The organism is Actinokineospora cianjurensis (assembly GCF_003663795.1).
Lineage (GTDB): Bacteria > Actinomycetota > Actinomycetes > Mycobacteriales > Pseudonocardiaceae > Actinokineospora > Actinokineospora terrae.
Window position 1 is genome coordinate 3078237 of the sequence record NZ_RCDD01000001.1, and the last position, 23477, is coordinate 3101713.

23 protein-coding genes and 1 riboswitch are annotated in these 23477 nt (G+C 70.9%); of the genes, 19 read left to right on the forward strand and 4 right to left on the reverse strand.

Going from position 1 to position 23477, the window contains the following annotated elements; genetic code table 11:
• Positions 1-7 precede the first annotated feature (7 nt).
• The 12 genes from CLV68_RS13760 to CLV68_RS13815 all read left to right on the forward strand — a co-directional run bounded on the left by CLV68_RS13760 (position 8) and on the right by CLV68_RS13815 (position 12332).
• Positions 8-517, forward strand: a complete 510-nt coding sequence (locus CLV68_RS13760; RefSeq protein ID WP_121390695.1) for a DinB family protein — start codon at positions 8-10, stop codon at positions 515-517.
• A gap of 190 nt (positions 518-707) precedes the next feature.
• Positions 708-2093 (forward strand): cell division protein FtsZ, encoded by a 1386-nt coding sequence (gene ftsZ / locus CLV68_RS13765; protein WP_121390696.1) that lies wholly within the window; start codon positions 708-710, stop codon positions 2091-2093.
• 68 nt (positions 2094-2161) lie between these two features.
• Positions 2162-2866 (forward strand): peptidoglycan editing factor PgeF, encoded by a 705-nt coding sequence (pgeF, locus tag CLV68_RS13770; RefSeq protein WP_121390697.1) that lies wholly within the window; start codon positions 2162-2164, stop codon positions 2864-2866.
• Positions 2863-3591: a YggS family pyridoxal phosphate-dependent enzyme gene (locus CLV68_RS13775; protein ID WP_211346493.1), complete on the forward strand. Its 729-nt coding sequence runs from the start codon at positions 2863-2865 to the stop codon at positions 3589-3591. Before pgeF ends, CLV68_RS13775 begins: the two co-directional genes overlap by 4 nt.
• 112 nt (positions 3592-3703) lie before the next feature.
• The gene (locus CLV68_RS13780; protein ID WP_121390699.1) at positions 3704-4327 is read left to right on the forward strand and encodes a cell division protein SepF; all 624 of its coding nucleotides are present in this window, start codon (positions 3704-3706) and stop codon (positions 4325-4327) included.
• A 19-nt stretch (positions 4328-4346) separates the two neighbouring features.
• Positions 4347-4631, forward strand: a complete 285-nt coding sequence (locus tag CLV68_RS13785; protein WP_372440361.1) for a YggT family protein — start codon at positions 4347-4349, stop codon at positions 4629-4631.
• 49 nt (positions 4632-4680) lie between these two features.
• Entirely contained in the window at positions 4681-5505 is an 825-nt protein-coding gene (wag31, locus tag CLV68_RS13790; protein WP_092778845.1) for a DivIVA-like cell division protein Wag31, read from the forward strand.
• Positions 5506-5562: 57 nt separating this feature from the next.
• Positions 5563-6162, forward strand: a complete 600-nt coding sequence (locus tag CLV68_RS13795; protein WP_342772771.1) for a hypothetical protein — start codon at positions 5563-5565, stop codon at positions 6160-6162.
• A gap of 265 nt (positions 6163-6427) precedes the next feature.
• Positions 6428-6580, forward strand: a complete 153-nt coding sequence (locus CLV68_RS13800) for a hypothetical protein (RefSeq protein WP_211346494.1) — start codon at positions 6428-6430, stop codon at positions 6578-6580.
• A gap of 11 nt (positions 6581-6591) precedes the next feature.
• On the forward strand, positions 6592-7215 hold the full coding sequence (locus tag CLV68_RS13805) for a ceramidase domain-containing protein (protein ID WP_121390700.1): 624 nt from the start codon (positions 6592-6594) through the stop codon (positions 7213-7215).
• Positions 7216-7432: 217 nt separating this feature from the next.
• A complete protein-coding gene (gene ileS, locus CLV68_RS13810; protein WP_121390701.1) occupies positions 7433-10570 on the forward strand; it encodes an isoleucine--tRNA ligase in 3138 nt (1045 codons plus the stop codon).
• 199 nt (positions 10571-10769) lie between these two features.
• Positions 10770-12332, forward strand: a complete 1563-nt coding sequence (locus tag CLV68_RS13815; RefSeq protein ID WP_246009877.1) for a penicillin-binding transpeptidase domain-containing protein — start codon at positions 10770-10772, stop codon at positions 12330-12332.
• Here CLV68_RS13815 and CLV68_RS13820 read toward each other — a convergent pair.
• A complete protein-coding gene (locus tag CLV68_RS13820; RefSeq protein WP_121390702.1) occupies positions 12329-14119 on the reverse strand; it encodes an ArnT family glycosyltransferase in 1791 nt (596 codons plus the stop codon). The two genes, CLV68_RS13815 and CLV68_RS13820, sit on opposite strands and share 4 nt — an antisense overlap.
• 728 nt (positions 14120-14847) lie before the next feature.
• Entirely contained in the window at positions 14848-15327 is a 480-nt protein-coding gene (locus CLV68_RS13825; protein WP_147459980.1) for an SRPBCC family protein, read from the reverse strand.
• A 54-nt stretch (positions 15328-15381) separates the two neighbouring features.
• Here CLV68_RS13825 and CLV68_RS13830 point away from each other — a divergent pair, with 54 nt between their 5' ends.
• The 7 genes from CLV68_RS13830 to CLV68_RS13860 all read left to right on the forward strand — a co-directional run bounded on the left by CLV68_RS13830 (position 15382) and on the right by CLV68_RS13860 (position 21762).
• Positions 15382-15954, forward strand: a complete 573-nt coding sequence (locus CLV68_RS13830; protein WP_246009803.1) for a TetR/AcrR family transcriptional regulator — start codon at positions 15382-15384, stop codon at positions 15952-15954.
• Positions 15951-16229 (forward strand): DUF167 domain-containing protein, encoded by a 279-nt coding sequence (locus CLV68_RS13835; RefSeq protein WP_121390705.1) that lies wholly within the window; start codon positions 15951-15953, stop codon positions 16227-16229. The genes CLV68_RS13830 and CLV68_RS13835 overlap by 4 nt, the downstream gene beginning before the upstream one ends.
• A gap of 85 nt (positions 16230-16314) precedes the next feature.
• Complete coding sequence (locus CLV68_RS13840) at positions 16315-17796, forward strand: potassium/proton antiporter (protein ID WP_425454832.1); 1482 nt, start codon at positions 16315-16317, stop codon at positions 17794-17796.
• Between the two features lie 55 nt (positions 17797-17851).
• Positions 17852-17967: riboswitch (SAM riboswitch) on the forward strand.
• Between the two features lie 39 nt (positions 17968-18006).
• Positions 18007-19362 carry an aminotransferase class V-fold PLP-dependent enzyme gene (locus tag CLV68_RS13845; protein ID WP_121390707.1) on the forward strand — a complete coding sequence of 452 codons (1356 nt, stop codon included), beginning with the start codon at positions 18007-18009 and terminating at the stop codon, positions 19360-19362.
• A 43-nt stretch (positions 19363-19405) separates the two neighbouring features.
• Complete coding sequence (lspA, locus tag CLV68_RS13850; protein ID WP_121390708.1) at positions 19406-19999, forward strand: signal peptidase II; 594 nt, start codon at positions 19406-19408, stop codon at positions 19997-19999.
• A 41-nt stretch (positions 20000-20040) separates the two neighbouring features.
• Positions 20041-20925 carry an RluA family pseudouridine synthase gene (locus tag CLV68_RS13855; protein WP_121391188.1) on the forward strand — a complete coding sequence of 295 codons (885 nt, stop codon included), beginning with the start codon at positions 20041-20043 and terminating at the stop codon, positions 20923-20925.
• A 78-nt stretch (positions 20926-21003) separates the two neighbouring features.
• A complete protein-coding gene (locus CLV68_RS13860) occupies positions 21004-21762 on the forward strand; it encodes a hypothetical protein (RefSeq protein ID WP_121390709.1) in 759 nt (252 codons plus the stop codon).
• Position 21763: 1 nt separating this feature from the next.
• On the opposite strand, the gene CLV68_RS13865 is transcribed toward CLV68_RS13860, so the two are convergent.
• Together CLV68_RS13865 and CLV68_RS13870 are read right to left on the reverse strand one after the other, a co-directional pair.
• Positions 21764-22717, reverse strand: coding sequence for an AsnC family protein (locus CLV68_RS13865; RefSeq protein ID WP_170224277.1), 954 nt, complete (start codon positions 22715-22717; stop codon positions 21764-21766).
• Between the two features lie 79 nt (positions 22718-22796).
• Positions 22797-23432: a nucleoside/nucleotide kinase family protein gene (locus tag CLV68_RS13870; protein WP_121391189.1), complete on the reverse strand. Its 636-nt coding sequence runs from the start codon at positions 23430-23432 to the stop codon at positions 22797-22799.
• Positions 23433-23477: the final 45 nt, after the last annotated feature.

The following is a 23477-nucleotide window of genomic DNA, read 5'->3' on the forward strand; positions in this document are numbered from 1 at the left end:
TTCCCCCATGACCGAGATCCACGACCCCAGGGTCGAGCCGCCGTACCAGGGCGACGAGCGACTGCTGCTCACCGCGTTCCTCGATTACCTGCGCGCCACAATCGCGCACAAGTCCGCGGGCTTGTCCGAAGCGGACGCCCACCGCTCTGTCCTGCCCTCGCCGCTGATGACCGTCGCCGGGCTCTTGTCCCACCTGCGCTGGGTCGAGGCTTACTGGTTCGACGTCGCGCTGCGTGGCCGGCCCAACCAAGCCCCGTACAGCGCCGAACGCCCCGACGGCGAGTTCGAGATCGCCGCCGACCTGTCACTCGAGCGGTTGCTCGCCGACTATGCCGAGCAGTGCGCGCACAGCCGCGAAGTGACCGCGGCGATGGGCCTCGACGACACCGTCACCTTCCGCGGCGACAAGGTGCTGACGCCGCGCTGGGTGCTCATCCACATGATCGAGGAGACCGGGCGGCACGCCGGGCACCTCGACGTGATCCGCGAGCTGCTCGACGGCACCACGGGGGAGTGAACGGGGCGCCCGCACCGTCGGTGACCAACAACCGGGGCCGCGCACGGCGTGGCGGCTGGATCGAGACCAGTCCTGTGCATACCTTCCTTGCCAGGTCCGGGGTTGACATCACCCTCACTCTCTGGTTGAGGTCGAGGGTTCCCCGGATCGGGTACCCGCACCACTGATGACGACAAGGAAGGCGGCTTCGATGACGCCCCCGCACAACTACCTCGCCGTGATTAAGGTCGTCGGCATCGGTGGCGGCGGCGTGAACGCCGTCAACCGGATGATCGAGGTCGGTCTCAAGGGTGTCGAGTTCATCGCGGTGAACACCGACGCGCAGGCGCTGCTCATGTCCGACGCCGACGTCAAGCTCGACATCGGCCGGGAACTGACCAGGGGCCTCGGCGCGGGCGCCAACCCCGAGGTCGGCCACAAGGCCGCCGAGGACCACCGCGAGGAGATCGAAGAGGTCATCAAGGGCGCCGACATGGTGTTCGTGACCGCGGGCGAGGGTGGCGGTACCGGAACCGGTGGCGCCCCCGTGGTCGCCTCGATCGCGCGCAAGCTCGGCGCGCTCACCATCGGCGTGGTCACCCGCCCGTTCTCCTTCGAGGGCAAGCGGCGGGCCAGGCAGGCCGAGGACGGCATCACCGAGCTGCGCAACGAGTGCGACACGCTCATCGTCATCCCCAACGACCGGCTGCTGCAGCTCGGCGACGTCGGGGTGAGCCTGATGGACGCCTTCCGCTCCGCCGACGAGGTGCTGCTCTCCGGTGTCCAGGGCATCACCGACCTGATCACCACCCCCGGTCTGATCAACCTGGACTTCGCCGACGTCAAGAGCGTGATGTCCGGCGCGGGCAGCGCGCTGATGGGCATCGGCTCCGCCCGCGGCGAGGGCCGCGCGGTCATCGCGGCGGAGAAGGCGATCAACTCGCCGCTGCTCGAGGCATCGATGGACGGCGCGCACGGCGTGCTGCTGGCCATCGCGGGCGGCTCCGACCTCGGCCTGTTCGAGATCAACGAGTCCGCGTCGCTGGTGCAGGAGGCCGCCCACCCGGAGGCCAACATCATCTTCGGCACGGTCATCGACGACTCGCTCGGCGACGAGGTGCGGGTGACCGTCATCGCCGCGGGCTTCGACAGCGGTGGCCCGACGCACAAGAAGCTCGACCCCGTCGCGTTCGGCACCAGGGCCGCGACCACGACCGCCGCCGCGCAGGCGGGCCAGGTCCACGCGGAGCCGCAGCAGGCGCCCGCGCAGCACCAGCACCAGCCCGCGCAGCACCAACCGCCCGCGCAGCAGCAGGTCCAGCAGCCGGTGTCGCTGCCGGAGCAGGGCTACCAGACCCAGCAGCCGGTCCAGCACCAGCAGGTCCAGCACCAGCAGCCGCAGCAGACCCAGCACCAGCAGCCCGCGCAGCACCAGCAGCAGCCGGTCGGCTACCGCCAGGACTACGCGCAGCAGGGCGCCCCGGCGCAGCCGCTGCCGAGCGTGCGGGCCAGCCAGGGCGGCGTGCACGGCAGGGCGGTCCCGGTCACCGAGGACCCCGACGACGAGGTCGACGTGCCGCCGTTCATGCGGCGCTGACACCGGGGCGGTTCGCCGGGGCGCTAGGTTTGGGGTCGGCGAACTCCTCTAGCGGTGCGGGGTGTGGTGTGCGGATTCGGCGCGTGGTCACGACACGCGAAGGCGGGGCGTCCCAGGCGCCGTACGACTCGTTCAACCTGGGTGACCACGTCGGCGACGACCCGGCGGCCGTGGCCGCCAACCGCGACCGGTTGGCCCGCGAGCTCGGGCTGCCCGCCGACCACCTCGTCTGGATGGAACAGGTGCACGGCCGCACCGTCGGCGTTGTCGACGGCCCCGTGCCGGACAAGCTCGAGGCGACCGACGCGGTGGTGACCGCGCGGCCGGGCCTCGCCCTCGTCGTGCTCGTCGCCGACTGCGTCCCCGTGCTGCTCGCCGACCCCGAGGCCGGGGTCGTCGGCGCCGTGCACGCGGGCCGGGTCGGTGCCCGGGTCGGCGTCGTCCCCGCCGCGCTGGCGGCGATGGTGGACGCGGGCGCCGACGTGCGCCGGGTCGAGGTCCTGCTCGGCCCGTCGGTCTGCGGCGAGTGCTACGAGGTCCCGCAGGCCATGCAGACCGATGTGGAGCAGCACCTGCCCGGCACCGCCTGCCGGACCCGCAAGGGCACCGCGGGGCTCGACCTCAGGGCCGGGCTGTGGCGGCAGTTGGCCGACGCCGGGGTCGCCAGGATCGGGATCGACCCGCGGTGCACGAACGAGGAGCGTTCGCTGTTCAGTCACCGCAGGGAAGGCACCACTGGGCGATTGGCCGCGGTCACCTGGGTGGAGCCGTGACCGACCGCGCCGCCGAGATCGCGGCCAACCTCGCCGAGGTCCGGACCAGGGTCGACGCCGCGTGCGCGCGCGCCGGGCGCGACCCGGCCGAGGTCCGCCTGCTGGCGGTCACCAAGACGTTCCCGGTCGAGGACGCCGCCGCCCTGGTCGACCTCGGCGTGCTCGACCTGGCCGAGAACCGCGAGCAGGAGGCCGGTCCGAAGGCCGAGGCGATGGCCGGGCTGCGCCCCGGCGCCCCGGTCCGCTGGCACATGGTGGGCAGGTTGCAGCGCAACAAGGCCAGGTCGGTGCTGCGCTGGGCCGCGCAGGTCCAGTCCGTCGACTCCGGACGGCTCGCCGACGCCCTCGCCAGGGCCGCGGCAGCCGCGGTCGAGGCGGGGGAGCGCGCCGAGCCGCTGGAGGTCCTGCTCCAGGCCAGCATCGACGGCGACCCGGCCCGCGGCGGCTGCCCGCTCGAGGACCTCCCGGACCTCGCCGCGTCGGTAATTCGATCGAGTGATCTTCGACTCCGCGGGATCATGGCGGTGGCGCCGCTGGGCACGCAACCCGAGGTGGCGTTCGAACGTCTTGCGGTTGCCGCGGGCAGGCTGCGGGCCGAGTACCCCTCGGCGACGGAGCTGTCCTGCGGCATGAGTAACGATCTCGAGCAGGCGATCGACTACGGGTCGACGTGCGTGCGTGTCGGAACCGCCCTGCTGGGGGGACGCGGGCTAGCCTCCCCTTAGCAGGAACGGACCCCGGCAGGCAAGATCGCCGAAGCCCGGGGTTGAGCCTTGCGAGGACGTGGTAGTCGGACAACGCGCGCACGACCCGCTCGGGGAATCCGGAGGAACGGCTATGAGCACGCTGCAGAAGCTGAAGGCCTACTTCGGCATGGTTCCGGCGGACGAGCTCGACGACTACGAGGCCGAGGAGTACGACCGGCGCGGCTACCGCCCGGAGTACGCCGAGGACGAGTTCGAGGACTACCCGGGTGGCAGGCGCCGGTGGTTCGGCGGCCAGCGTGGTCCCTACCGGGACGAGGCCGAGGAGGACTACGAGCCTGCCGAGCGCGCCCGTCCACGTCCCGCGTGGACCCCCGCGGTGGCCCCGGAGCAGCCGACCCACGGCGCGTTGGCCGTGGAGGCCCGCCGTGAGCCGCCCGCCGTGCGCCAGCGGCAGCCGGAGCCCGCCGGATATCCACTCGGACGGGTGATCACGCTGCACCCGCGCAGCTACATCGAGGCCCGCACGATCGGCGAGCACTACCGCGACGGCCGCCCGGTCATCATGAACCTGACCGAGATGGACGACGCGGACGCCAAACGCCTGGTCGACTTCGCCGCGGGCCTGGCGTTCGCCATGCGCGGCTCGATGGACAAGGTCACCAACAAGGTGTTCTTGATCTCACCACCCAACGTCGACCCCACCGCGGAGGACAAGCGGCGGTTGGCCGAGGGTGGGTTCGCCACCCGAAGCTGAGTGATGGCACAGTTGACTCGTGGAACCACTGCTCCTCGCCGCCTTCTGGGTGTTGTTCGCCTTCTGGCTGCTGCTCACCGCGCGGGTCGTGGTGGAACTCGTCCGCACGTTCGCCAGGGACTGGCGCCCGGCGGGTGGGGTTGCGGTAACGCTGGAGACCATCTACACAGTGACCGATCCTCCGGTACGTCTTGTTCGTCGGCTCATCCCGACGATCCGGATCGGAGGCGTGGGCCTGGACCTATCGATTATGGTGCTGCTGTTGGTCGTATTCATTCTGATGCGACTGGCGTATCCCGGGTGAACGGGGAACCCCGGGAAACCCGCAGCCCTGGAGTGCGTGAGGTGATCAGATGTCGTTGACCCCCGCTGACGTGCACAACGTCGCGTTCAGCAAGCCTCCCATCGGCAAGCGGGGCTACAACGAGGACGAGGTGGACGCGTTCCTCGACTTGGTCGAGGTGGAGCTCTCCCGCCTGATCGAGGAGAACAACGACCTGCGTGCGCAGGTCGAGCAACTCGACGCGCAGCTGGAGTCCACCCGCGCCGACCTGGAGGACGCCCGCAGCGCGGGTGCCCCGGTCGCGCCGGTGCGCCCGGTGGAGGAGCCCCGGCGCTTGCAGCCGGTCCCGCCGCCGAGCTCGCTGGAGCAGACCAACCCCGGCGGTGGTGGTGACCACCACGTGCAGGCGGCCAAGGTCCTGGGGCTCGCCCAGGAGATGGCCGACCGGCTCACCGGCGAGGCCAAGGCCGAGGCGGACGGGATGCTCGCCGAGGCGCGCACCAAGTCCGAGCAGTTGCTCTCGGAGGCCCGCGCGAAGTCGGACACCATGGTCAACGAGGCCCGCACCCGGGCCGAGACCATGCTCAACGACGCGCGGACCAGGGCCGAGACGCTGGACCGGCAGGCCCGCGAGAAGGCCACCACGCTCGAGCGGGACGCCCAGCGCCAGCACACCGAGATCATCGGTGCCGTGCAGGCCGAGCGGACCACGCTGGAGAAGAAGATCGACGAGCTGCGCACCTTCGAGCGCGAGTACCGCACCCGGCTCAAGACGTTCCTGGAGTCCAGCCTGCGTGAGCTCGGTGACCGCGGTTCCGCGGCGCCGACCACCGAGGGCAGGGGCGCCGGGCAGCAGAGCGGCTACTCCTTCGGCCCGCGCGCCGAGGCGGGCTGACCAGTCCACGGGCAGGCGGCGGGTGCCTGACACCCGCCGCGCCCTGGCTGGGGACGCATGGTGCTGTTCCTCGTCTTGGTCCTCGTGCTCGGCGCCTTCGGGTTGCTGGTCGCCGCGCTCACCACGGCCAACACCGTGTGGGCGTGGATCTCGGTGGTCATCTCCGTGGTGGCCGCCGCGATCCTGCTGGTGGACTGGCTCGGGTCCCGTCGGCGCCGCGCACCGGTGGACACTCGCGCACCGGTGAATACTCCCGCGCCGGTCGACGCTCTTGCGCTGGGGCCGGTCGGGCCCCCGGACATCGAGCGGATCGACCCACCCCCACCGGGTGATCCTCCCGCTACCGACGCGCCCGCTGCCGGACCTGGTGTGGTCGACCTCGACCACGACCGGGAGCCCGCGGAGGAGGCGACCGACGCCGCCGACCTGCTGGTGATCTCCGACCTGCGGGTGGACGTCCGGGTGCTCGACGAGCGGCCGCGCTACCACCTGGCGCGCTGCGACTGGCTCGGCTCGCGGTCGTCGATAGCCTTACCGGTCGCTGAAGCCCGGCAGTTGGGTTTCACCCCGTGCGCTCACTGCACCCCGGACGCCGTTCTCGCTACCCGTCACCGCGAGGGCCGCGGTCCCAAGCGGACCGAGGAGTCGGACCAGTAGCCCCACCGGCGGGATGATCGATGTCACCCCGGATCGCCCCTGCCCAGCGGGCGGTGTCGGCAAGCTGATCCGGTGACGACCACCACACTGCCCGCTCTGGGGCCTGACTTCGCCCGCCTGTGGACGACCTCGGCGGTCACCAACACCCGCCGCTGCAACCACGGGGCGAGCGCGGAGCCGACCACCCGCCCGCGGCCACCGCGGCGAACAACAGGCCGAACCCGACCTCGGGCAGGCCCCGCCGCTGCTGGTCGTCGGCGGCTCGGTGATCGGCTCGTTGGTGGGCGGGTTCGTCGCGCGCGGGTTCGGGATCACCGCTCCCTTCTGGGCCGCAGGCGTCGCTATGGTTGTGCTGACCGCCGTGGTGTGGCGCGGGTTCCGGCCCGCGGCGTTCGCCGCCGAGGCGGGGCACCCCTAGCGGAGGTGGACATGCCGGTCGACGGGTACTGCGAGCGCACCGGGCCGGAGTTCTGGTCCGAACCGGTCAACGCCTGGACCAACGTCGCGTTCCTGATCGCCGCGTTCTTCGCCTACCGGCACGTTCGCCGCACGGGCGCGCCATGGTGCGTGACCGCGCTCGTAGTGCTCCTCGCGGTCATCGGGCTCGGTAGCTTCACCTTCCACACAGTCGCGACGCGCTGGGCGGCGACGTTGGACGTGGCGCCGATCATCGCTTTCATGATCACCTACGTGGTCGTCTTCCCCAAGGCGTTCCTCGAGCTCCGGTGGCGTTGGGCGTGGCTGGGCGCCCCGGTGTTCATCGCGTTCGCCGTGGTCGTGAACCTCGTCATCGGCGGTGGGAGCTACCTGCCCGCGTTGCTCGGGATGGTCGTGTTCGCGGTCCTGCTCCTGGTCAGGGGCGACCTGCACTACGCGCTGTGGTTCGCGGGTATCGCTGCCCTCTTCGGGGTGTCGCTTACCCTGCGCACGGTCGATGCCGCTGTCTGCGCGGGGTTCCCCGTCGGGACGCACTTCGCCTGGCACCTGTGCAACGCCGTAGTGCTCTACCTGCTCATCCGGGTGGCGGCGAACCGGGTTGCGCGGCGGAGTTAGACTCGACGGCACAGGCACTGATCCGGCCATCACCGGGGAGCCTCCGGAAGAACGGGCGCTGGCCCTGTAGAACCGGACGGGACGGCCCGTCACAGCCGACCGACGAGTGGTCGCCCGGACAGGGTGGCAAGCGGGGTGGTACCGCGGCGCGGGACGGCAGGAGCCGTCCTGGTCGTCCCCGTGTGGGTCCGACCGATCCGTACGAGGAGTACCACCCATGGGCTACCCCAGGGCGTTCAGCGGCGAGCCGACCGTGCCCGCCCAGCCGTCCTTCCCGAACCTGGAGACCGCGGTACTGGAGCACTGGTCGGCCGACCGGACGTTCCAAGCCTCAGTGGACGCCAGGCCCGCCGGGGACAACGGCGCCAACGAGTTCGTGTTCTACGACGGCCCGCCCTTCGCCAACGGCCTGCCGCACTACGGCCACCTGCTGACCGGGTACGTCAAGGACCTGGTGCCGCGCTACCAGACCATGCGCGGCAAGCACGTGGAGCGCCGGTTCGGCTGGGACACCCACGGCCTGCCCGCCGAGGTGCAGGCGGAGAAGCAGCTCGGGTTCGCGTCCAAGAGCGACATCGAGTCCTTCGGCATCGAGAAGTTCAACGAGGTCTGCCGCACCTCCGTGCTGCGCTACACCGACCAGTGGCGCGACTACGTGACCAGGCAGGCGCGGTGGGTCGACTTCGACAACGACTACAAGACCCTCGACCTGGACTACATGGAGTCGGTCATGTGGGCCTTCAAGTCCCTGCACGACAAGGGCTTGGTCTACGAGGGTTTCCGGGTGCTCTGGTACTGCTGGCGTTGTGAGACGCCGTTGTCCAACACCGAGACCAAGATGGACGACACCTACCGCGACCGTCAGGACCCTGCCGTCACGGTAGGGCTGAGGGTGCAGGCTCCTGGTACGGATCTAGACGGCGTCCAGGCTCTCGTGTGGACGACCACGCCATGGACGCTGCCGTCTAACCTCGCTGCCGCGGTGCACCCCGATGTCGACTACGTCGTTGTCGAGTCCAACGGTCAGCGCTACCTGCTCGCCGAGGCTCGCGTTGGCGCGTACGCGCGTGAGCTGGGTGAGGACCTACCCGTTGTCGCGCAGTACAAGGGCAGCGACTTGCTCGGTACGCGCTACCTGCCGCCGTTCGACTTCTTCGTCGGTCGCACCAACGCACACCAGTTCCTCGCGGCCGACTACGTCACCACCGAGGACGGCACGGGCATCGTGCACATCGCCCCTGCCTTCGGTGAGGAGGACAAGGTCGTCACCGACGCGGCGGGCATCGAGGTCGTGATCCCGGTCGACCCGCACGGTAGGTTCACCGCCGAGGTCGCGCCCTACGAGGGGCAGCACGTCTTCGACGCCAACAAGCAGATCATCCGCGACCTCAAGGACGCGGGACTGCTGCTGCGGCACGAGACCTACGACCACCCGTACCCGCACTGCTGGCGCTGCGACAACCCGCTGATCCAGCGCGCGGTCTCGTCCTGGTTCGTCGCGGTCACCCGGTTCAAGGACCGCATGGTCGAGCTGAACCAGCAGATCACCTGGGTGCCCGGCCACATCAAGGACGGCCAGTTCGGCAAGTGGCTGGACAACGCCCGCGACTGGAACATCTCCCGCAACCGGTTCTGGGGCTCGCCGATCCCGGTGTGGGTGTCGGACGACTCCGACCACCCCCGCGTCGACGTGTACGGCTCGCTCGACGAGTTGGAGCGCGACTTCGGCGTGCGCCCGACCGACCTGCACCGGCCCGCGATCGACGAGCTGACCAGGCCCAACCCGGACGACCCCACCGGGGCCTCGACCATGCGCCGGGTGCCGGAGGTGCTGGACTGCTGGTTCGAGTCCGGCGCGATGTCCTTCGCCCAGGTGCACTACCCGTTCGAGAACCGCGAGTGGTTCGAGGACCACTACCCCGGCGACTTCATCGTCGAGTACAACGGCCAGACGCGCGGCTGGTTCTACACCATGCACGTGCTGGCCACGGCGCTGTTCGACCGGCCGGCGTTCACCACCTGCGTGGCGCACGGCATCGTGCTCGGCGACGACGGGCAGAAGATGTCCAAGTCGCGCAACAACTACCCGGACGTCAACGAGGTCTTCGACCGCGACGGCTCCGACGCGATGCGCTGGTTCCTCATGGCCAGCCCGATCCTGCGCGGCGGCGACCTCGTCGTCACCGAGCGCGGTATCCGTGACGCGGTCCGGCAGGCCGTGCTGCCGCTGTGGAACTCTTACTACTTCCTTGCCCTCTATGCGAATGCCGAGGGCAAGGACGGTAGGTGGCGCACGGACTCGAAGCACGTGCTCGACCGCTACGTACTGGCCAAGACCCGGCAGTTGGTCGAGTCGGTCACGGCAGCGTTGGACGTCTACGACATCTCCGGCGCCTGCCAGACCGTGCGCGAGTACCTGGAGGTCTTGACCAACTGGTACGTGCGCCGGTCCAGGGACCGGTTCTGGGCGGGGGACACCGACGCGATCGACACCCTGCACACGGTGCTGGAGACCGTGTCCAGGTTGACCGCGCCGCTGCTGCCGTTCACCACCGAGGTCGTGTGGCGCGGGTTGACCGGCGGCCGCTCGGTCCACCTGACCGACTGGCCGGACGCCATCGACCTACCCGAAGACGACGCACTCGTCGCGGGCATGGACCGGGTGCGGCAGGTGTGCTCGTCGGCGCTGGCGTTGCGCAAGGCCAACAAGCTGCGCGTGCGGCTGCCACTGGCGAAGCTGCTGGTCGCCGCGGCCGACGCCGAGGTGCTGGCGCCCTTCACCGACCTGATCCGCGACGAGGTCAACGTCAAGGCGGTCGAGCTGACCACCGACGTCGCCGCGCACGGGCACTTCGAGCTCGTGGTCAACGCCAGGGTGTCCGGCCCCCGGCTCGGAGCGGACGTGCAGAAGGTGATCCGCGCGGTCAAGGCGGGCGAGTGGTCGACCAGCGAGTCCGGCGCGGTCGTCGCGGCGGGCATCGAGCTGCGCGAGGGCGAGTACGAGCGGCGGCTGGTGGCCACCGATCCCGGTGCGACGGCCGAGCTGCCCGCCAGCTCCGGCTTGGTCGTCCTCGACACGGAGGTGACCGCCGACCTGGCCGCCGAGGGTGCCGCGCGCGACCTGGTCCGGATCGTGCAGCAGGCCCGCCGCGATGCGGGACTTGAGGTGTCCGACCGGATCGTGCTGACCGTGGACACCTCCGCGGCGCCCGAGCTCGACGCTGTGCTCGCGGCGCACCGGGAGTTCATCGCGAAGGAGGTCCTCGCGGAGGCGGTCGACGCCGGTACGGCTACCGCTGCCGAGGGCACTGTCGGCGATGGCCTCGTAGTGCGCGTGGATGTGCGCAAGGTGTGATGGTGTGGTGCCAGGCCCGTGGCTTTCCGAAGGTTTGCTGGTAGCGGGACGCCACGGCCTGGCATCGTGTGGCCCAGTCGCGTGAGAGGCACGCGACTCGGGACGCACTGGGGGTAAGGGCGTGTCGCAGGCGCGTAGGCGGTGGATCATCGCGGTAGGTGCGGTGGCCGTTGTCGCTATCGTCGGATTCGCGTTATTCGTGTTGGTACCAGGTGATCCTGAGCAGGCGCCGGACCTTGCGGGCGCGCGAGGTGGAACTGGTCAGACCAGCACGGTCGCGGAGCCCCAACTCAGTGCGTCTCAGGTAGCCGAACAGTTCTTGCGCGCCTTCGGGACACAGCAGTTCGGTACTGCCGCCCAGATGACCGATGATCCTGCCGCCGCGGAAGCGGTTCTTACCGCGGTCAACACCGCGCTGCGGCCGGACGCTGTAATCGCTACCGCGAGCGCCTTGCCGGAAGAGGGTGCTGCGCAGCCCACGGCTACTTTTCAGCTCTCTTGGCAGATCAGCGGCGGGCAGACTTGGAAGTACGCGAGTTCCTTCGGTCTAGTCCACGCCGGGCAGCGCTGGGTGGTGCGGTGGACGCCCACGCTGGTGCACCCGCGGCTGGTACCGGGCAGCAAGCTCGCGCTGATCGGCGCCGCGGGCCAACCCACCGCCGTAGTGGACAAGGACGGCGCACCGGTGTTGACCTGGCAGGGCAGTTCGGCGCGGGCGACCGATCCCAAGCTCGCGCCGATGCTGGTCGGGGCCATGTCCAGGACGGTGACGCCGCAGGACGTGGCGGGCACCAGCCGGATCGCGCTGGTCGACGGCGGGGGCAAGGAGATCGAGAACCTGTTCGGCACCGTCACCCCGCCGAAGGAGCCGCTGCGCACCACGGTCAGCGTCAAGACGCAGAACGCCGCGCAGGCCGCGGTGGACTCGGTGTCGGCGCCCGCGTACCTGGTCGCGATCCAGCCGTCGACCGGCGGGATCCTCGCGGTGGCGCAGAACACGACCGCGGGGACCGCCCCCAAGGCGCTCAACGGCCTGTACCCGCCCGGGTCGACGTTCAAGGTGGTGACCGGCGCGGCCGTGCTCGGCTCGGGGAAGACGACGGTGAACACCGTGCTGCCCTGCCCGGGGTCGAAGGTGATCGGGACGCGGACCATCCGCAACGCCGACTTCGACCTCGGCGACGTGCCGCTGCACACCGCGTTCGCCAAGTCGTGCAACACCACCTTCGCCCAACTCGCCGCCGACCTGCCGCTCGACGCGCTGCCCAGGGCCGCGGCCCAGTTCGGTTTCGCCGCCGACTTCGAGGTCCCCGGGTTGACCACCCAGACCGGCCGGGTCGACGCGGCGAGCGGTGTCGCGCAGCAGGCGGAGAACAGCATCGGGCAGGGCACGGTGCAGACCAGCCCGTTCGGCCTGGCGATGATGGCGGCGACCGTGGCCAGGGGCGGACCGGTGACACCGCAACTGTTCACCACGGTCAAGACGACGGTGAAGAGCGGCTACCGAGCACCGTCCGGCGCCGTGATCGCGGACCTGCGCTCGATGATGCGCGAGGTCGTCACGGCCGGGCGCGGCGAGGCGCTGAAGGGGTACGGCGCGGTGCACGGCAAGACCGGTACGGCGCAGTTCGGCGACGGGTCGCAGGCGCACGGCTGGTTCGCCGGGTACCGCGATGATGTCGCGTTCGCGGTCCTGGTGGAGAACGCCGGTGCGGCGGCGCCCGCGGTAGCGGTAACGGGGAAGTTCCTCGGGGCCATCTAGCCGAACGGGATGAGCAGGCCCGCCGGGGTGCCTGCCGGGTAGCGGATCAGGACGCCCTCGGTCGTGGTTGTGACGGATTCCGGGCGCAGCACGCCGTTCTGGCTGGTGAAGAACTGCGCTATCTCGTCGGCAGGCTCCTCTGCGGCCGTGAGCAGTGCCTGTCGACGTGGCTGGTTGGCGGCGTCTTCACCCGCTACCTCAGGTAGCGCTGTTACCCGTACCGGGCGCGTTTGTGACAACGCGGCCAGCGTTGTGAGTAAGCGAGGGTCGGTGCGGCCGGTTCTTAGGGTCTGGTCGACCGTGATCGGCGCGGCGATCCTGGGGGAGTCGGCCACCTTGGCACCGACCTCCGCGCGGGCCTGTCGCTCCTCTTCGGTGTCTGTGGTGCCCACGATGGAGGGCCGATGGATCTCGACACGGTCGTCACCCGTGCCGAAGACGGCGACGGTCTCGCCTGTCGCCGCTGCTTGAGCCAGTGCTGAGCGGCGCGATAGGACTAGTCGAAGTCCGGGGGTGACCACGAGCCACGACTGGGCTGAGCAGGTGGCGGGACAGTCGATGACGAGCTTGGCCGCCTTGGGGTCGCGGCCGCCACGGACCAGTTCGACCCAGGTTATGCCGTCGGTGACCACAGGAGTGGCCAGCAGGTTCTCTTGCAGCCAGCGAGAAGCGTCCGCGACCGGCTCAGGGTCGACGCGGTTGGAGATAGACGCGCGAAGGCCACCTACCCATGAGGGGACTGCTGTAGCCGCTAGGACCACGCCCAGGATCACGGCCGGTATCCGTGGGGGACGGGTCGCCCGCTCCACTATGCCGGTGACCAGTAGAGCCGCTGGGGCGACCGCTAGGGCAAGAGCTGCCGTCCCTGGTCCGCCGGGGATGACGGCGACAGCGACAAGAGCGAGCACTCCGACTGCCAGTGGGCGTAGGCGGTAAGAGAAGAGCGCCAGCAGAGTAGCTAAGAGGCCGGCAGTTGCCAGCAGCGGGTCTGTGGCGATCCACTCCTGGGCTCGGGGCCCTTCGGCGGCGATGAGGAGTCCGGCCAGCCCTGCCGCGAGGCCCATGCCGATGCCGGTGCCCAGGACGAAGAGGGACGCGAGCATCAGGGACAGCCGTTTGCGTCTGCGGCGCCAGATCAACCAGGCGGCGGTGACGATCAGCAGCGCGGTCACCGGTGCCGTGATCACGGCGATGACGAGGAACAAGGTCGCCCACAGGTCCGGCGCGAGTCTTCGGTGCTTGCGCGGCGTCCACAGCAGGGCGATCCCGGCCAGGGCCCAGGGCATCGCGACGTTTTCGGGTCTTACGCCTAACTGGAGCCCTAGCGCCATGGGAGAGAGGGCGACAATACCGACCGCTATTGCCCCCGTCAGCCGCGATAGCCCCATCCTGCGCGATAGCACCCACATCAGGATGCCTGTGATTACCGCGAATAGGACCATCGGCTCTCTTGCGGCACCTAGCGCTGTTTCGTGCCTTACGAATGCCTCGGTAAGAGCCGTGTAGCCACCTGCTTGTAACCACGCCAAAGGAGAGGCGTTGGCATCCAACAGCGCACCCAGCGAATCGACGGCGAACACCTGCGACACGTTCCGGCCCTCGCCCGCCTGCGCGGGGGAACCGAGCGCCCCGAGCCGCAACACGGCCGCGAGGGCCGCGACGGCGAGCACCGCGGCGATGGTGAGGATGTCGAGGTCCAGAGCCCTGGCCCGCGCCTGCGCCGCGGTCCACACGCCCCGCACGCCCACCCGGTCGGCCGACTCCACGCTCCAGCGGTGAGAGGTCATGTGGCAGCCCGCTCGGCCGTCCCGGCGAGCACCGGGCGCGAGCCGGAACCCCCTTCGATGGCCGATCCGGCGTGACGGTCGCCCCATCGTAATCCCGTGCAAACGCAAGTGCACAGGGCAACTTTACGTGTTCGGCCCTAGGGCCTTACGAGTGATGCAGCAGCACCCACTGCGCCATTCGGGTGCCTGCGGTCGGCCACTCGCATTCGTTCCCCTCGCGCGCTCGGTTGGCCCTCGATCGGGTGAATTCCGCTTTCCGCCGCGCTGACCTCCAGGTCGCGCTCATCCACAACCCCGCGGTTGTCCACATGCCGGTTCGCATTTCCGCGAAACGCAACCGGGGTGCGATAAACTGGCGCAGGGACGCCCCCCGGGTGGGTGGGGGCTGGGCGAGGGTCGACCCGCGCGCGGGCGCGAACCTGGGGGGCGGGGGTAAGGGGTGGTGCGGGGGCTAAGGGCGTGGGTGGGTGCGGGCGCTGCGGTGGGGTTCCGGGTTTGGGGCTGGGCGCTGATGAGAGTGGGTTGCGCGGGGGTTGGGTGTTGTAGGTGAGGCAGTCGCGGGGCCTGGGCCTTGGTGTTATTCGCATGATGTGCGGAGGGGTGGGGAACCGAGGTGGTGGCTGCCCTGCCAAGCCTGTGGGACGTGGGGGCGATGGGGCGGGTGGCTGCCCTGTCGAGCCGGGGACGGTGTCGGGTGGGGATGAGGGGTGGGTGGTGGGGAAATGAACTCAGCGCAGGCGGCGGAGGGTGTGGACCCAGGGGGTCCAGTGGGCGGGGTGTGCGGGTGGGGTGCCCAGGGCGTGTTGGACGTTGTCCAGGAGGTCTTCCATGAGGGCGTCGTGGAGCCAGCGGAAGATCAGGGGCCAAGTGAGGTGGCCGAGGCCCTGGGGGCGGCCGTAGAGGTCGTGGCGGAGGACCGACGTGTCTGGGGTGGGGCCGGTCAGCAGGGTGAGGGCGTGGCCGCCGCGGACGGGGGCGTCGGGGGCGAAGGTGAACTCGGCGCGGTGGCCGGGGGTGTAGTCGGTGCAGGTGTAGTGGATGGGGCCGTGGCCGCCGGTCGCGCCGGGGGACAGGGGGCGGTCCAGGCGGAGGGCGGGCCAGTGCTCGGTCGGCCACGTGGTGGTGTCGGGCAGGGCTAGGTCGTCGAGGAGGTGGGCGGCTTCGGCTGGGGGGACCTGGAGCGCGCGCTGGTGCCGGTTGAAGATCATCGGATCGCCTTCCATACGGGACCGTATGGTTTGACCGTACGCTAACGTATGGCCGTGGTGCGCAGGACTCGGGAGGACTGGACGGCCGCGGCGTTGGCGGCGCTGGCGGAGGGCGGGTTGGCGGCGGTCGCCGTCGAGCCGCTGGCCGCGCGTGCCGGGGCGACCAAGGGCAGCGTCTACTGGCACTTCCCGACCCGCGACGCGTTGGTCGAGGCGACCCTGTCGCGCTGGGAGCGCGAGCACACCGAGGCGGTGATCGCGCACGCCGAGCAGGGCGCGACGCCGGTGGAGCGGCTGCGCAGGCTGATCAGCGCCGTGGTGCGCCCGGAGCGGGGGGTGGACGTGGAGTTGGCGCTGCAGTCCAGCCTCGGTGACCCGCTCGTCGCCGCTGCCGTCGCCAGGGTCGGGTCGCGGCGGATGGACTACGTGGTCACCCTCTTCACCCAACTCGGCTTCACCCGCGCCCAGGCCCGCCGCCGGGCCGCCACCGCTTACTCGATCTACCTCGGACAGGCCCAACTCCAGCGCGCCAACCCCGCGGTCGTCCCGCGCACCCCCGCCGCCAAACGCGCCTACGTGGCCGACGTGATGCTCATCCTCTTGGCCCAACCGGACGGTGACGGATGAGGTTCGCGGTGCGCGTGAAACCTGGCGCGAGGCGGGAAACCGTCGGCGGGCGCTGGGGCGATGGGGACGCGGTGGTTGTCGCGGTCGCCGCGGCCGCGGTGGAGGGTAAGGCGAACGAGGCGGTGCGGCGGGCGCTCGCCGACGCGTTCGGGGTGCGGTCGCGGGACGTGGTGATCGTGGCGGGGGAGCGCGGCCGGGACAAGGTCGTGGAGATCGACCCGGCGCCACCGGACGCGCCCCGGGTGCTCGCACGGCTGCTCGGCGCCGGTTCGTGATCATCGCCTCACCTTCGGGTGGGTGCGCGACCGCGGCGGGGGGCAAGGGACAATGCTCGCGATACGGACGGGATCTGGAGGTGGCGTGCAGGAGCTGACCTTCGCGTTGGGGATCGGTGCGGCTGTTCTGCTGGTCGCGGTGTTCGCGGTACGCGCATCGGTCCGACTCGGGTTGCCGTCGCTCTTGCTCTACCTGGGGCTCGGGCTGGTCATCGGCGAGGCGGGGCTGGGGATCGAGTTCTCCAACGCCGAGCTGACCCAGTCCCTCGGGCTCGCGGCGCTGGTGCTCATCCTCGCCGAGGGCGGGCTCACCACGCGCTGGAGCGAGGTCAAGAGCGCGCTGCTGCCCGGGATCCTGCTGTCCACACTGGCCGTGGTGATCACCATCCTGGTCACCGGCGCTGGGTTGCACTGGCTGCTCGGGTTCGACTGGCGGCTCGCGTTGTTGTGGGGCGCGGTGCTGGCCTCGACCGACGCCGCCGCGGTGTTCAGCGTGCTGCGCCGGTTGTCGGTGTCGCGCAAGCTGGTCGGGTCGCTGGAGCTGGAGAGCGGCATCAACGACGCCCCCAGCTACATCGCCGTCGTTGTTCTTACCTCGTCCGACGAAGTCGACTGGTTTCTCTCCCTCACCGCTGCCTACGAACTCGGTGTGGGTGCTGCGATCGGCTTGGTGCTCGGCTGGGTCGGGTCGCACGCACTGCGCCGGGCGGCCCTACCGTCGACCGGTCTCTACCCGCTGGCCACAGTCGCCGTGTGTGTGTTGGCGTTCGCTGGTGGACAGAGCCTGCACGCTTCCGGACTGCTGGCCACATACCTGGCCGCTCTAGTCCTGGGCAACGCACGATTGCCCCACCGCTCCGACACCATCTCCTTCGCCGAAGGACTGGGCTGGCTCGCGCAGATCGGCCTGTTCGTCCTCTTGGGACTTTTCGCCTCCCCGTCCAGGCTGCTCGACGCCGTCGTGCCGGGGTTGGTCGCGGGCGCGGTGATCACGCTGATAGCCAGACCGCTGTCGGTGGTCATCTCGATGCTGCCGTTCCGGATGCCCTGGCGCGAACAGGTCTTCCTGTCCTGGGCGGGCCTGCGCGGCGCGGTGCCGATCGTGCTCGCCATGATCCCGTTGTCGCAGGGCGTTCCCGGCGCGCAGCGGCTGGTCGACGCGGTGTTCGTCCTGGTCATCGTGCTCACCCTGGTGCAGGGCAGCACGCTGGGCCGCCTGGCCAGGCTGCTCGGCCTCGACGGCGGGGCGCGCCCCAAGGAGGTCGAGGTCGACGCCGCCACCCTCGACGAACTCGACGCCGAACTCCTCCAGCTCACCATCCCCACCGGGTCCAAACTGCACGGCGTCTACCTCTCCGAGTTGCGCCTCCCCGAGGGGGCGACCGTCAGCCTCGTGGCCAGGGACGGCGCCGGGTTCACGCCGGTCCCCACGACGCGCCTGCAGGAGGGCGACCAGATCCTCATCGTGGCGACCCAGCAGGCCAAGGCCGCGACCGAGCGGCGCATCCGCGCGGTCGACCGGGCGGGCCGCTACGCGCGGTGGCGGGGGGAGACCGGCGAGGGGTGATCCGGGCCTCACCCCCTCGAGTGGGCGGCCGAGCGTCCGATAGAGTGCTCGACAAGGTAATGAGCGCCAGCGTCAAACCCCGGTTTGCTGGCCGGCAACCCTCCTCCGCGGTGGGGTGCCCCGGGTGAATACCTGGTCCTCCCGCGCTGTGCGGGCGGACAAGCGCGGACCCGCCGATCACCGCTCCGGGTCCCGGACCTGGAGGTCGGCATGACGCTTGCTGTTCCCACCGCCCGAGCCGAGCAGGCTCCCCTCGCGCCCACCGTGCCCACGGTCGCCGGTGCGCGCCTCGACGTCCCGCTGGTCGACGGCACGCAGGTGTCTTACGCCAACCTGGACCACGCCGCCAGCGCACCGTGTCTCGACACCGTCCGCGACGCGGTCGACGAGCTGCTGCCCTGGTACGCGAGCGTGCACCGCGGCGCCGGGTTCGCCTCCCAGGTCAGCACCAAGGTCTACGAGCGGGCGCGCCGCGTGCTGCGCCGGTTCGTCGGCGCCGACGCCTCCGACACGGTGGTGTTCACCCGCAACACCACCGACAGCCTGAACCTGCTGGCCAAGGCCCTGCCCAGGGCGACGTCGGTCGTGCTGTTCGACACCGAGCACCACGCGGCGCTGCTGCCGTGGCGCGGCCCGAACGTGCACCGCGTGCAGACCCCGGCCAACGCCGGTGACGCCGTGCTCGCGCTCGACGAGGCTCTGCGCGCCACCCCGGTCGGTCCGCGGCTGGTAGTGCTGACCGCCGCCTCTAACGTCACCGGCGAGGTCTGGCCGATCAAGGCGCTCAGCGAGGTCGCCCGCCGCCACGGTGCCCGGGTAGCGCTAGACGCCGCCCAGCTCGCACCGCACCGTCCTGTCGACATCCGCGCGCTCGACGTCGACTACGTGGCGTTGTCCGGCCACAAGCTCTACGCCCCGTTCGGCACCGGCGCGCTCATCGGCCGCGCCGACTGGCTCAAGGCCGCCGAGCCGTACCTGGTCGGCGGCGGCGCCACCGCCCAGGTCGTCGACTGGGGCGACCGGCTCGGCGTCGCGTGGTCCGCGGTCCCCGAGCGGCACGAGGCTGGCTCGCCCAACGTCGTCGGCGCGCACGCCCTCGCGGTCGCCTGCGACACCCTGGCCGAGAACTGGGACGCGGTGGTCGACCACGAGCGCGCGCTGCTGCGCAGGCTGCGCGTCGGCCTGGCCTCGGTCCCCGGCCTGCGGTCGCTGAGCCTGTTCGGCGACGACCACGACCGGGTCGGCGTCGTCAGCTTCACCGTCGACGGCATCGAGTCCGGCCTGGTCGCGGCCGTGCTGTCGGCCGAGCACGGCATCGGCGTGCGCGACGGCGCGTTCTGCGCGCACATCGCCACCCGCAGGCTGCTCGGCCGGGCCGGGGCGCAGGAGGAGCGCGCCGTCCGGGTCAGCATCGGCCTGGGCACCAGGGCCGAGCACGTCGACCGGGTGATCGCCGCGCTGCGCTCGCTGGTGGCCGACGGACCGGCCGTCGAGTACGCCGTCGTGGACGGTCGCTGGGCCCCGGTCCACGACCCGCGGCCGCTGCCCGCCTTCCTGGCGGAATAGCCTGCGCGCGCTCGTGGACAATGGTCCGGTGGACAATGGCCCGGTGAGCACCGAACGTGACGACGACAGTCCCGACACCCAACAGCAGGAGGGCGCGCCCGAGCAGGGTGGGCTCGGCCGCAAGCGGGGGCTGATCCTGATCGTCGCCGCGGTGCTGGTCTACGCCGCCGACCTGGTCACCAAGATCATCGTCACCGCGGCGCTGGAGGGTGAGGCACCGATCCGGCTGCTCGGCGGCGCGGTCTACCTGCAGCTGGTGCGCAACCCCGGCGCCGCGTTCTCCATGGCGACCGGCATGACCTGGCTGTTCACCCTGGTGGCGGCCGGTGTCGTCGTCGCCATCATCTGGATCATGCCCAAGCTGCGCTCCACCGGCTGGGCGCTGGGCCTCGGGCTGGTGCTGGCAGGCGCCATGGGCAACCTGACCGACCGGATCTTCCGCGCCCCCGCGGTGTTCCAGGGCCACGTGGTCGACTTCGTGTCCGTGTTCGCGCCCGACGGCGACTTCTTCCCGGTGTTCAACGTCGCCGACGCGGGCATCTCCGTGGGCGGCGTCCTGATCGTGCTGCTCGCCCTGCTCGGCCGCGACTACGACGGCACCATCACCCGCAAGCAGCGCAAGGGGGAAGACGCGTGAGCGACTCCCGAACCCTCCCGGTCCCCGACGGCCTCGACGGCATGCGGGTCGACGCCGGGCTGTCCAAGCTGCTCGGCCTGTCCCGCACCGTGGCCGCCGCGATCGCCGAGGCGGGCGACGTGCTGGTCGACGGCAGGCCCGCTGGCAAGTCCGACCGGCTGCTGGCCGGGACCTGGCTCGAGGTCACCCTGCCCGAGCCGGAGCGGCCGGTGGAGATCAAGGCCATCAAGGTCGACGGCATGGAGATCGTCTACCAGGACGACGACGTGGTGGTGGTGGACAAGCCGGTCGGCGTCGCCGCGCACCCGAGTCCGGGGTGGAGCGGGACAACGGTGATCGGTGGCCTTGCCGCCGCCGGTATCCGGGTCTCGACCTCTGGCGCTGCCGAGCGTCAGGGAGTCGTGCACCGACTCGACGTCGGTACGACCGGCGTGATGGTCGTCGCCAAGAGCGAGCACGCGTACACAGTCCTCAAGCGCGCGTTCAAGGAGAGGACCGTCGAGAAGCGCTACCACGCGCTGGTTCAGGGACACCCCGACCCGAGCGTGGGCACTATCGACGCCCCCATCGACCGCCACCCGCGTCACGACTACCGGTGGGCGGTCGTGGCCGACGGCAAGCCGAGCATCACGCACTACGAGACGATCGAGGCGTTCCGCGCGGCGTCCCTGATGGACGTCAAGCTGGAGACCGGTCGCACTCACCAGATCCGCGTCCACTTCTCCGCGCTGCGCCACCCGTGCGTCGGCGACCTCACCTACGGCTCGGACCCGGTGCTGGCCAAGCGGTTGGGCCTGAGCAGGCAGTGGCTGCACGCGCGCTCACTCGGCTTCCACCACCCCGCCGACGGCTCCTGGGTGGAGTTCACCAGCGAGTACCCGCCGGACCTCGCGGGCGCGCTGGCCGTGCTGGAGGCGGACTACTGACCGTCGCACCCGGACCGGCCGCTGGACAGAACACGGACACCGGCTAACCCCGGGCGCGCCCGGTGCGACTACGCGGGTATGCGGAAGCTCGCGATCCTGCTCGCCGTCCTCGCCGCGGTGGCGGGCTGCGGGAACCTCGAGGTGTCGGTGCGCACCCCGGACGTCTTCCCGGTGTCGTTCAGCCTGACCGTGGGCGAGAACAAGGTCGAGGTCAAGGGCGAGGTGTCGCTGGTGACCCCGCTCGGCGAGGTGGCCATCGGCTTGCAGTTCACCGAGCCGCTGCGGCCCGACACCACCCGGGTCGTGTTCCGCGACTACCGCAGGGGAACCGACCAGGGCTTCGACCTGCGCACCGCGGGCGACGAGTTCCACGCGGTGCTGGAGGGCAAGGCGCCGCTGACCGCGAGGCCGCACGAGATCACCATCGACATCACGAACGCGACCCTGTCGGAGGTGGGGTTCCGGCAGACCGAGGCGTCCCACGACCTCGCGAACAGCTGGTGGGCCAACACCTTCTACCACCCGTTCGACGGGTTCCGGCTGGTGTACGACGACTCCGGCATCGGCTCCAGTCCGCCGCTGGGGTTCCTCGTGTTCGTGCTGCGGCTGATCCTGGCGATCCTGCTCGGGATCCTGGAGCTCTACCCGTCCGCGGTGTTCGTGATCGGGTGGCTGGTCTCGTTGGTGGCGGGCAACGCCGGGGGCAACGCCGCGACCGGGCTCGTGGTGCTGGCCACTCTTGTCGCGATCGGAGCGCTTCTTACCGCGCGCGGTAAGAAGAAGACCGCGGTCAGGGAACAGCGGTGGGCCGAGTGGGAGCGGCGCAACGTCTGGTGAGCTACTCCACCGACCAGGTCAGCGTCAGCGCTTCCTCGTCGGGGCGCGGGCTCCAGCGCACCGAGGTGATCACCGTCGGCTCCGGCACCACGTACACCGTGTGCCCGCTGGCGATCTCGCCCGGCTGCACCCCGATCCGGTGCGGCGGCCGCGACGACAGCGACACCGGCGCCTTCGAGATCGACTGGCCGTCCGGGCTGACCAGCACCAGGTACAGGTCCGGCAGGGTGGCGAACGGGGTGGTTCCCCGGTTGGTCAGCTCGGTGTGCACCACGATCGAGCGCTCGCCAGGCTGCAACCGGTAGCCCGCCGCGGTGAACAGGTAGTCGGCCGGGTCGACGACCTCGACCAGCTGGATGGCCAGCCGCTCACCCTCCAGGCCGGAGGTCTCCAGCACCGCGCCGACCTTGCCCTGGCGCGGCGTGCGCACCGCGGGCTGGGTGCGGTCCATCGGGCCGCCACCGGTGTTCGGCGGCTGGTCGCCGCGGGCCCAACTGGAGCTCTGCGGCGGCCCCCAGGTGCTGATCGGCTCGCCGACCGCCGGGAACGGCTGGCTCGGCGGACCGGTCGGCACCGGGAACGGGGTGCTCGGCGGGCCGGTGCGCACGGGTCCGCTGTGCGGCTGCTGGTAGTTCTGCCCGAACGGGTCCGGCTGCGGGACGTACTGCTGCACCGGCTGCGGCATGACCGGTTGCGGGTAGGGCTGCTGGTAGCCGGGCTGCTGCGGCGGGTAGCCCATCGGCGCCGACATCCGCGCGAGCGCCGCGCGCAGGCCGTTGGGGTCGCACTCCACGCCGACCAGCAGGGGCAGCCCCGAGCCGGAGAGCGCGACCAACCGGGCCGCCGCCTCCCTGGGGTCCATGCCTAGCCGCGCGGCCACCTCGTGCACCGCGGCCCTGCCCATCTCGGCAACCACACCGAGCAGGCGGGCGTCAACCGGATCCGTCACGCCCACGGACGCTACCCGGTCGCCCCACGGCCCGCCCCGGAAGCCGTGGGCCGACACGTGATCTTGGCCCTCGGTGATCACCCGCTCACACCGGGCGTTCGTCGAGCACCGCGGGGTGGCGCGGGTCGTCCACCCGGACGCCGAGGTCCGCGGTGTGCAACGGCCGCACCTCGGCGTCGTAGCGGGCGAACGCGGGCAGCGCCCAGTGCTCGGCCGCGGGCAGCCGCCTGACCAGCGCGGGTGCCGACAGCCACAGGTGCGCCGACACCTCGTGCGGCAGGCCCCTGCCCAACAACAACTCGCCGTCCAGCAGCAGTACGCCACCCGGGGGAAGGTCGACGTATTCGGCGCGGGTAGCCCTATCTGTCGCCGCGTTCCACAACGAGGGGAGGACCTTGCCGGTGCCTGTCTCTCCTAGAGGCGAGAGGACCTCGCGTCGCAGGCCGCTCTCATCGAGCCAGGTTTCATACCGCGCGTCCGGGTCGTGCTTGCCGCGTTCAAACCGCAACGAGGCAGGGCGGAGGAAGTCCACCGCGGACACCCGCAGCACGGGCCGACCCAGTACCCGCAGCCGCTCGGCGACGGCGTCGGCCAGGTCGGCGGGCGCGGTGGGCGCGGCGCCGTCGAGCAGCACCCTGACCCGGCCGCCGCCGGTCCGGGTGTGGACCATCGCGGTCAGCTCATCGATCACCACGTCGGGTGACACCGGGCGCAGGCGCATGGTCACACTCTGTCCCCAGCGGCGTCCTTCGTCATCCGTTTTCCC

Excerpts from the sequence above, each read along its gene's own strand:
- CLV68_RS13835 (WP_121390705.1), top strand. The coding sequence starts at position 15,951 with ATGAGGTTCGCGGTGCGCGTGAAACCTGGCGCGAGGCGGGAAACCGTC.
- CLV68_RS13820 (WP_121390702.1), bottom strand. The coding sequence starts at position 14,119 with ATGACCTCTCACCGCTGGAGCGTGGAGTCGGCCGACCGGGTGGGCGTG.
- CLV68_RS13795 (WP_342772771.1), top strand. The coding sequence starts at position 5,563 with ATGGTGCTGTTCCTCGTCTTGGTCCTCGTGCTCGGCGCCTTCGGGTTG.
- CLV68_RS13760 (WP_121390695.1), top strand. The coding sequence starts at position 8 with ATGACCGAGATCCACGACCCCAGGGTCGAGCCGCCGTACCAGGGCGAC.
- CLV68_RS13855 (WP_121391188.1), top strand. The coding sequence starts at position 20,041 with ATGCGGGTCGACGCCGGGCTGTCCAAGCTGCTCGGCCTGTCCCGCACC.
- ftsZ (WP_121390696.1), top strand. The coding sequence starts at position 708 with ATGACGCCCCCGCACAACTACCTCGCCGTGATTAAGGTCGTCGGCATC.
- CLV68_RS13825 (WP_147459980.1), bottom strand. The coding sequence starts at position 15,327 with ATGATCTTCAACCGGCACCAGCGCGCGCTCCAGGTCCCCCCAGCCGAA.
- CLV68_RS13845 (WP_121390707.1), top strand. The coding sequence starts at position 18,007 with ATGACGCTTGCTGTTCCCACCGCCCGAGCCGAGCAGGCTCCCCTCGCG.
- CLV68_RS13870 (WP_121391189.1), bottom strand. The coding sequence starts at position 23,432 with ATGCGCCTGCGCCCGGTGTCACCCGACGTGGTGATCGATGAGCTGACC.
- CLV68_RS13860 (WP_121390709.1), top strand. The coding sequence starts at position 21,004 with ATGCGGAAGCTCGCGATCCTGCTCGCCGTCCTCGCCGCGGTGGCGGGC.
- CLV68_RS13805 (WP_121390700.1), top strand. The coding sequence starts at position 6,592 with ATGCCGGTCGACGGGTACTGCGAGCGCACCGGGCCGGAGTTCTGGTCC.
- CLV68_RS13780 (WP_121390699.1), top strand. The coding sequence starts at position 3,704 with ATGAGCACGCTGCAGAAGCTGAAGGCCTACTTCGGCATGGTTCCGGCG.
- wag31 (WP_092778845.1), top strand. The coding sequence starts at position 4,681 with ATGTCGTTGACCCCCGCTGACGTGCACAACGTCGCGTTCAGCAAGCCT.
- ileS (WP_121390701.1), top strand. The coding sequence starts at position 7,433 with ATGGGCTACCCCAGGGCGTTCAGCGGCGAGCCGACCGTGCCCGCCCAG.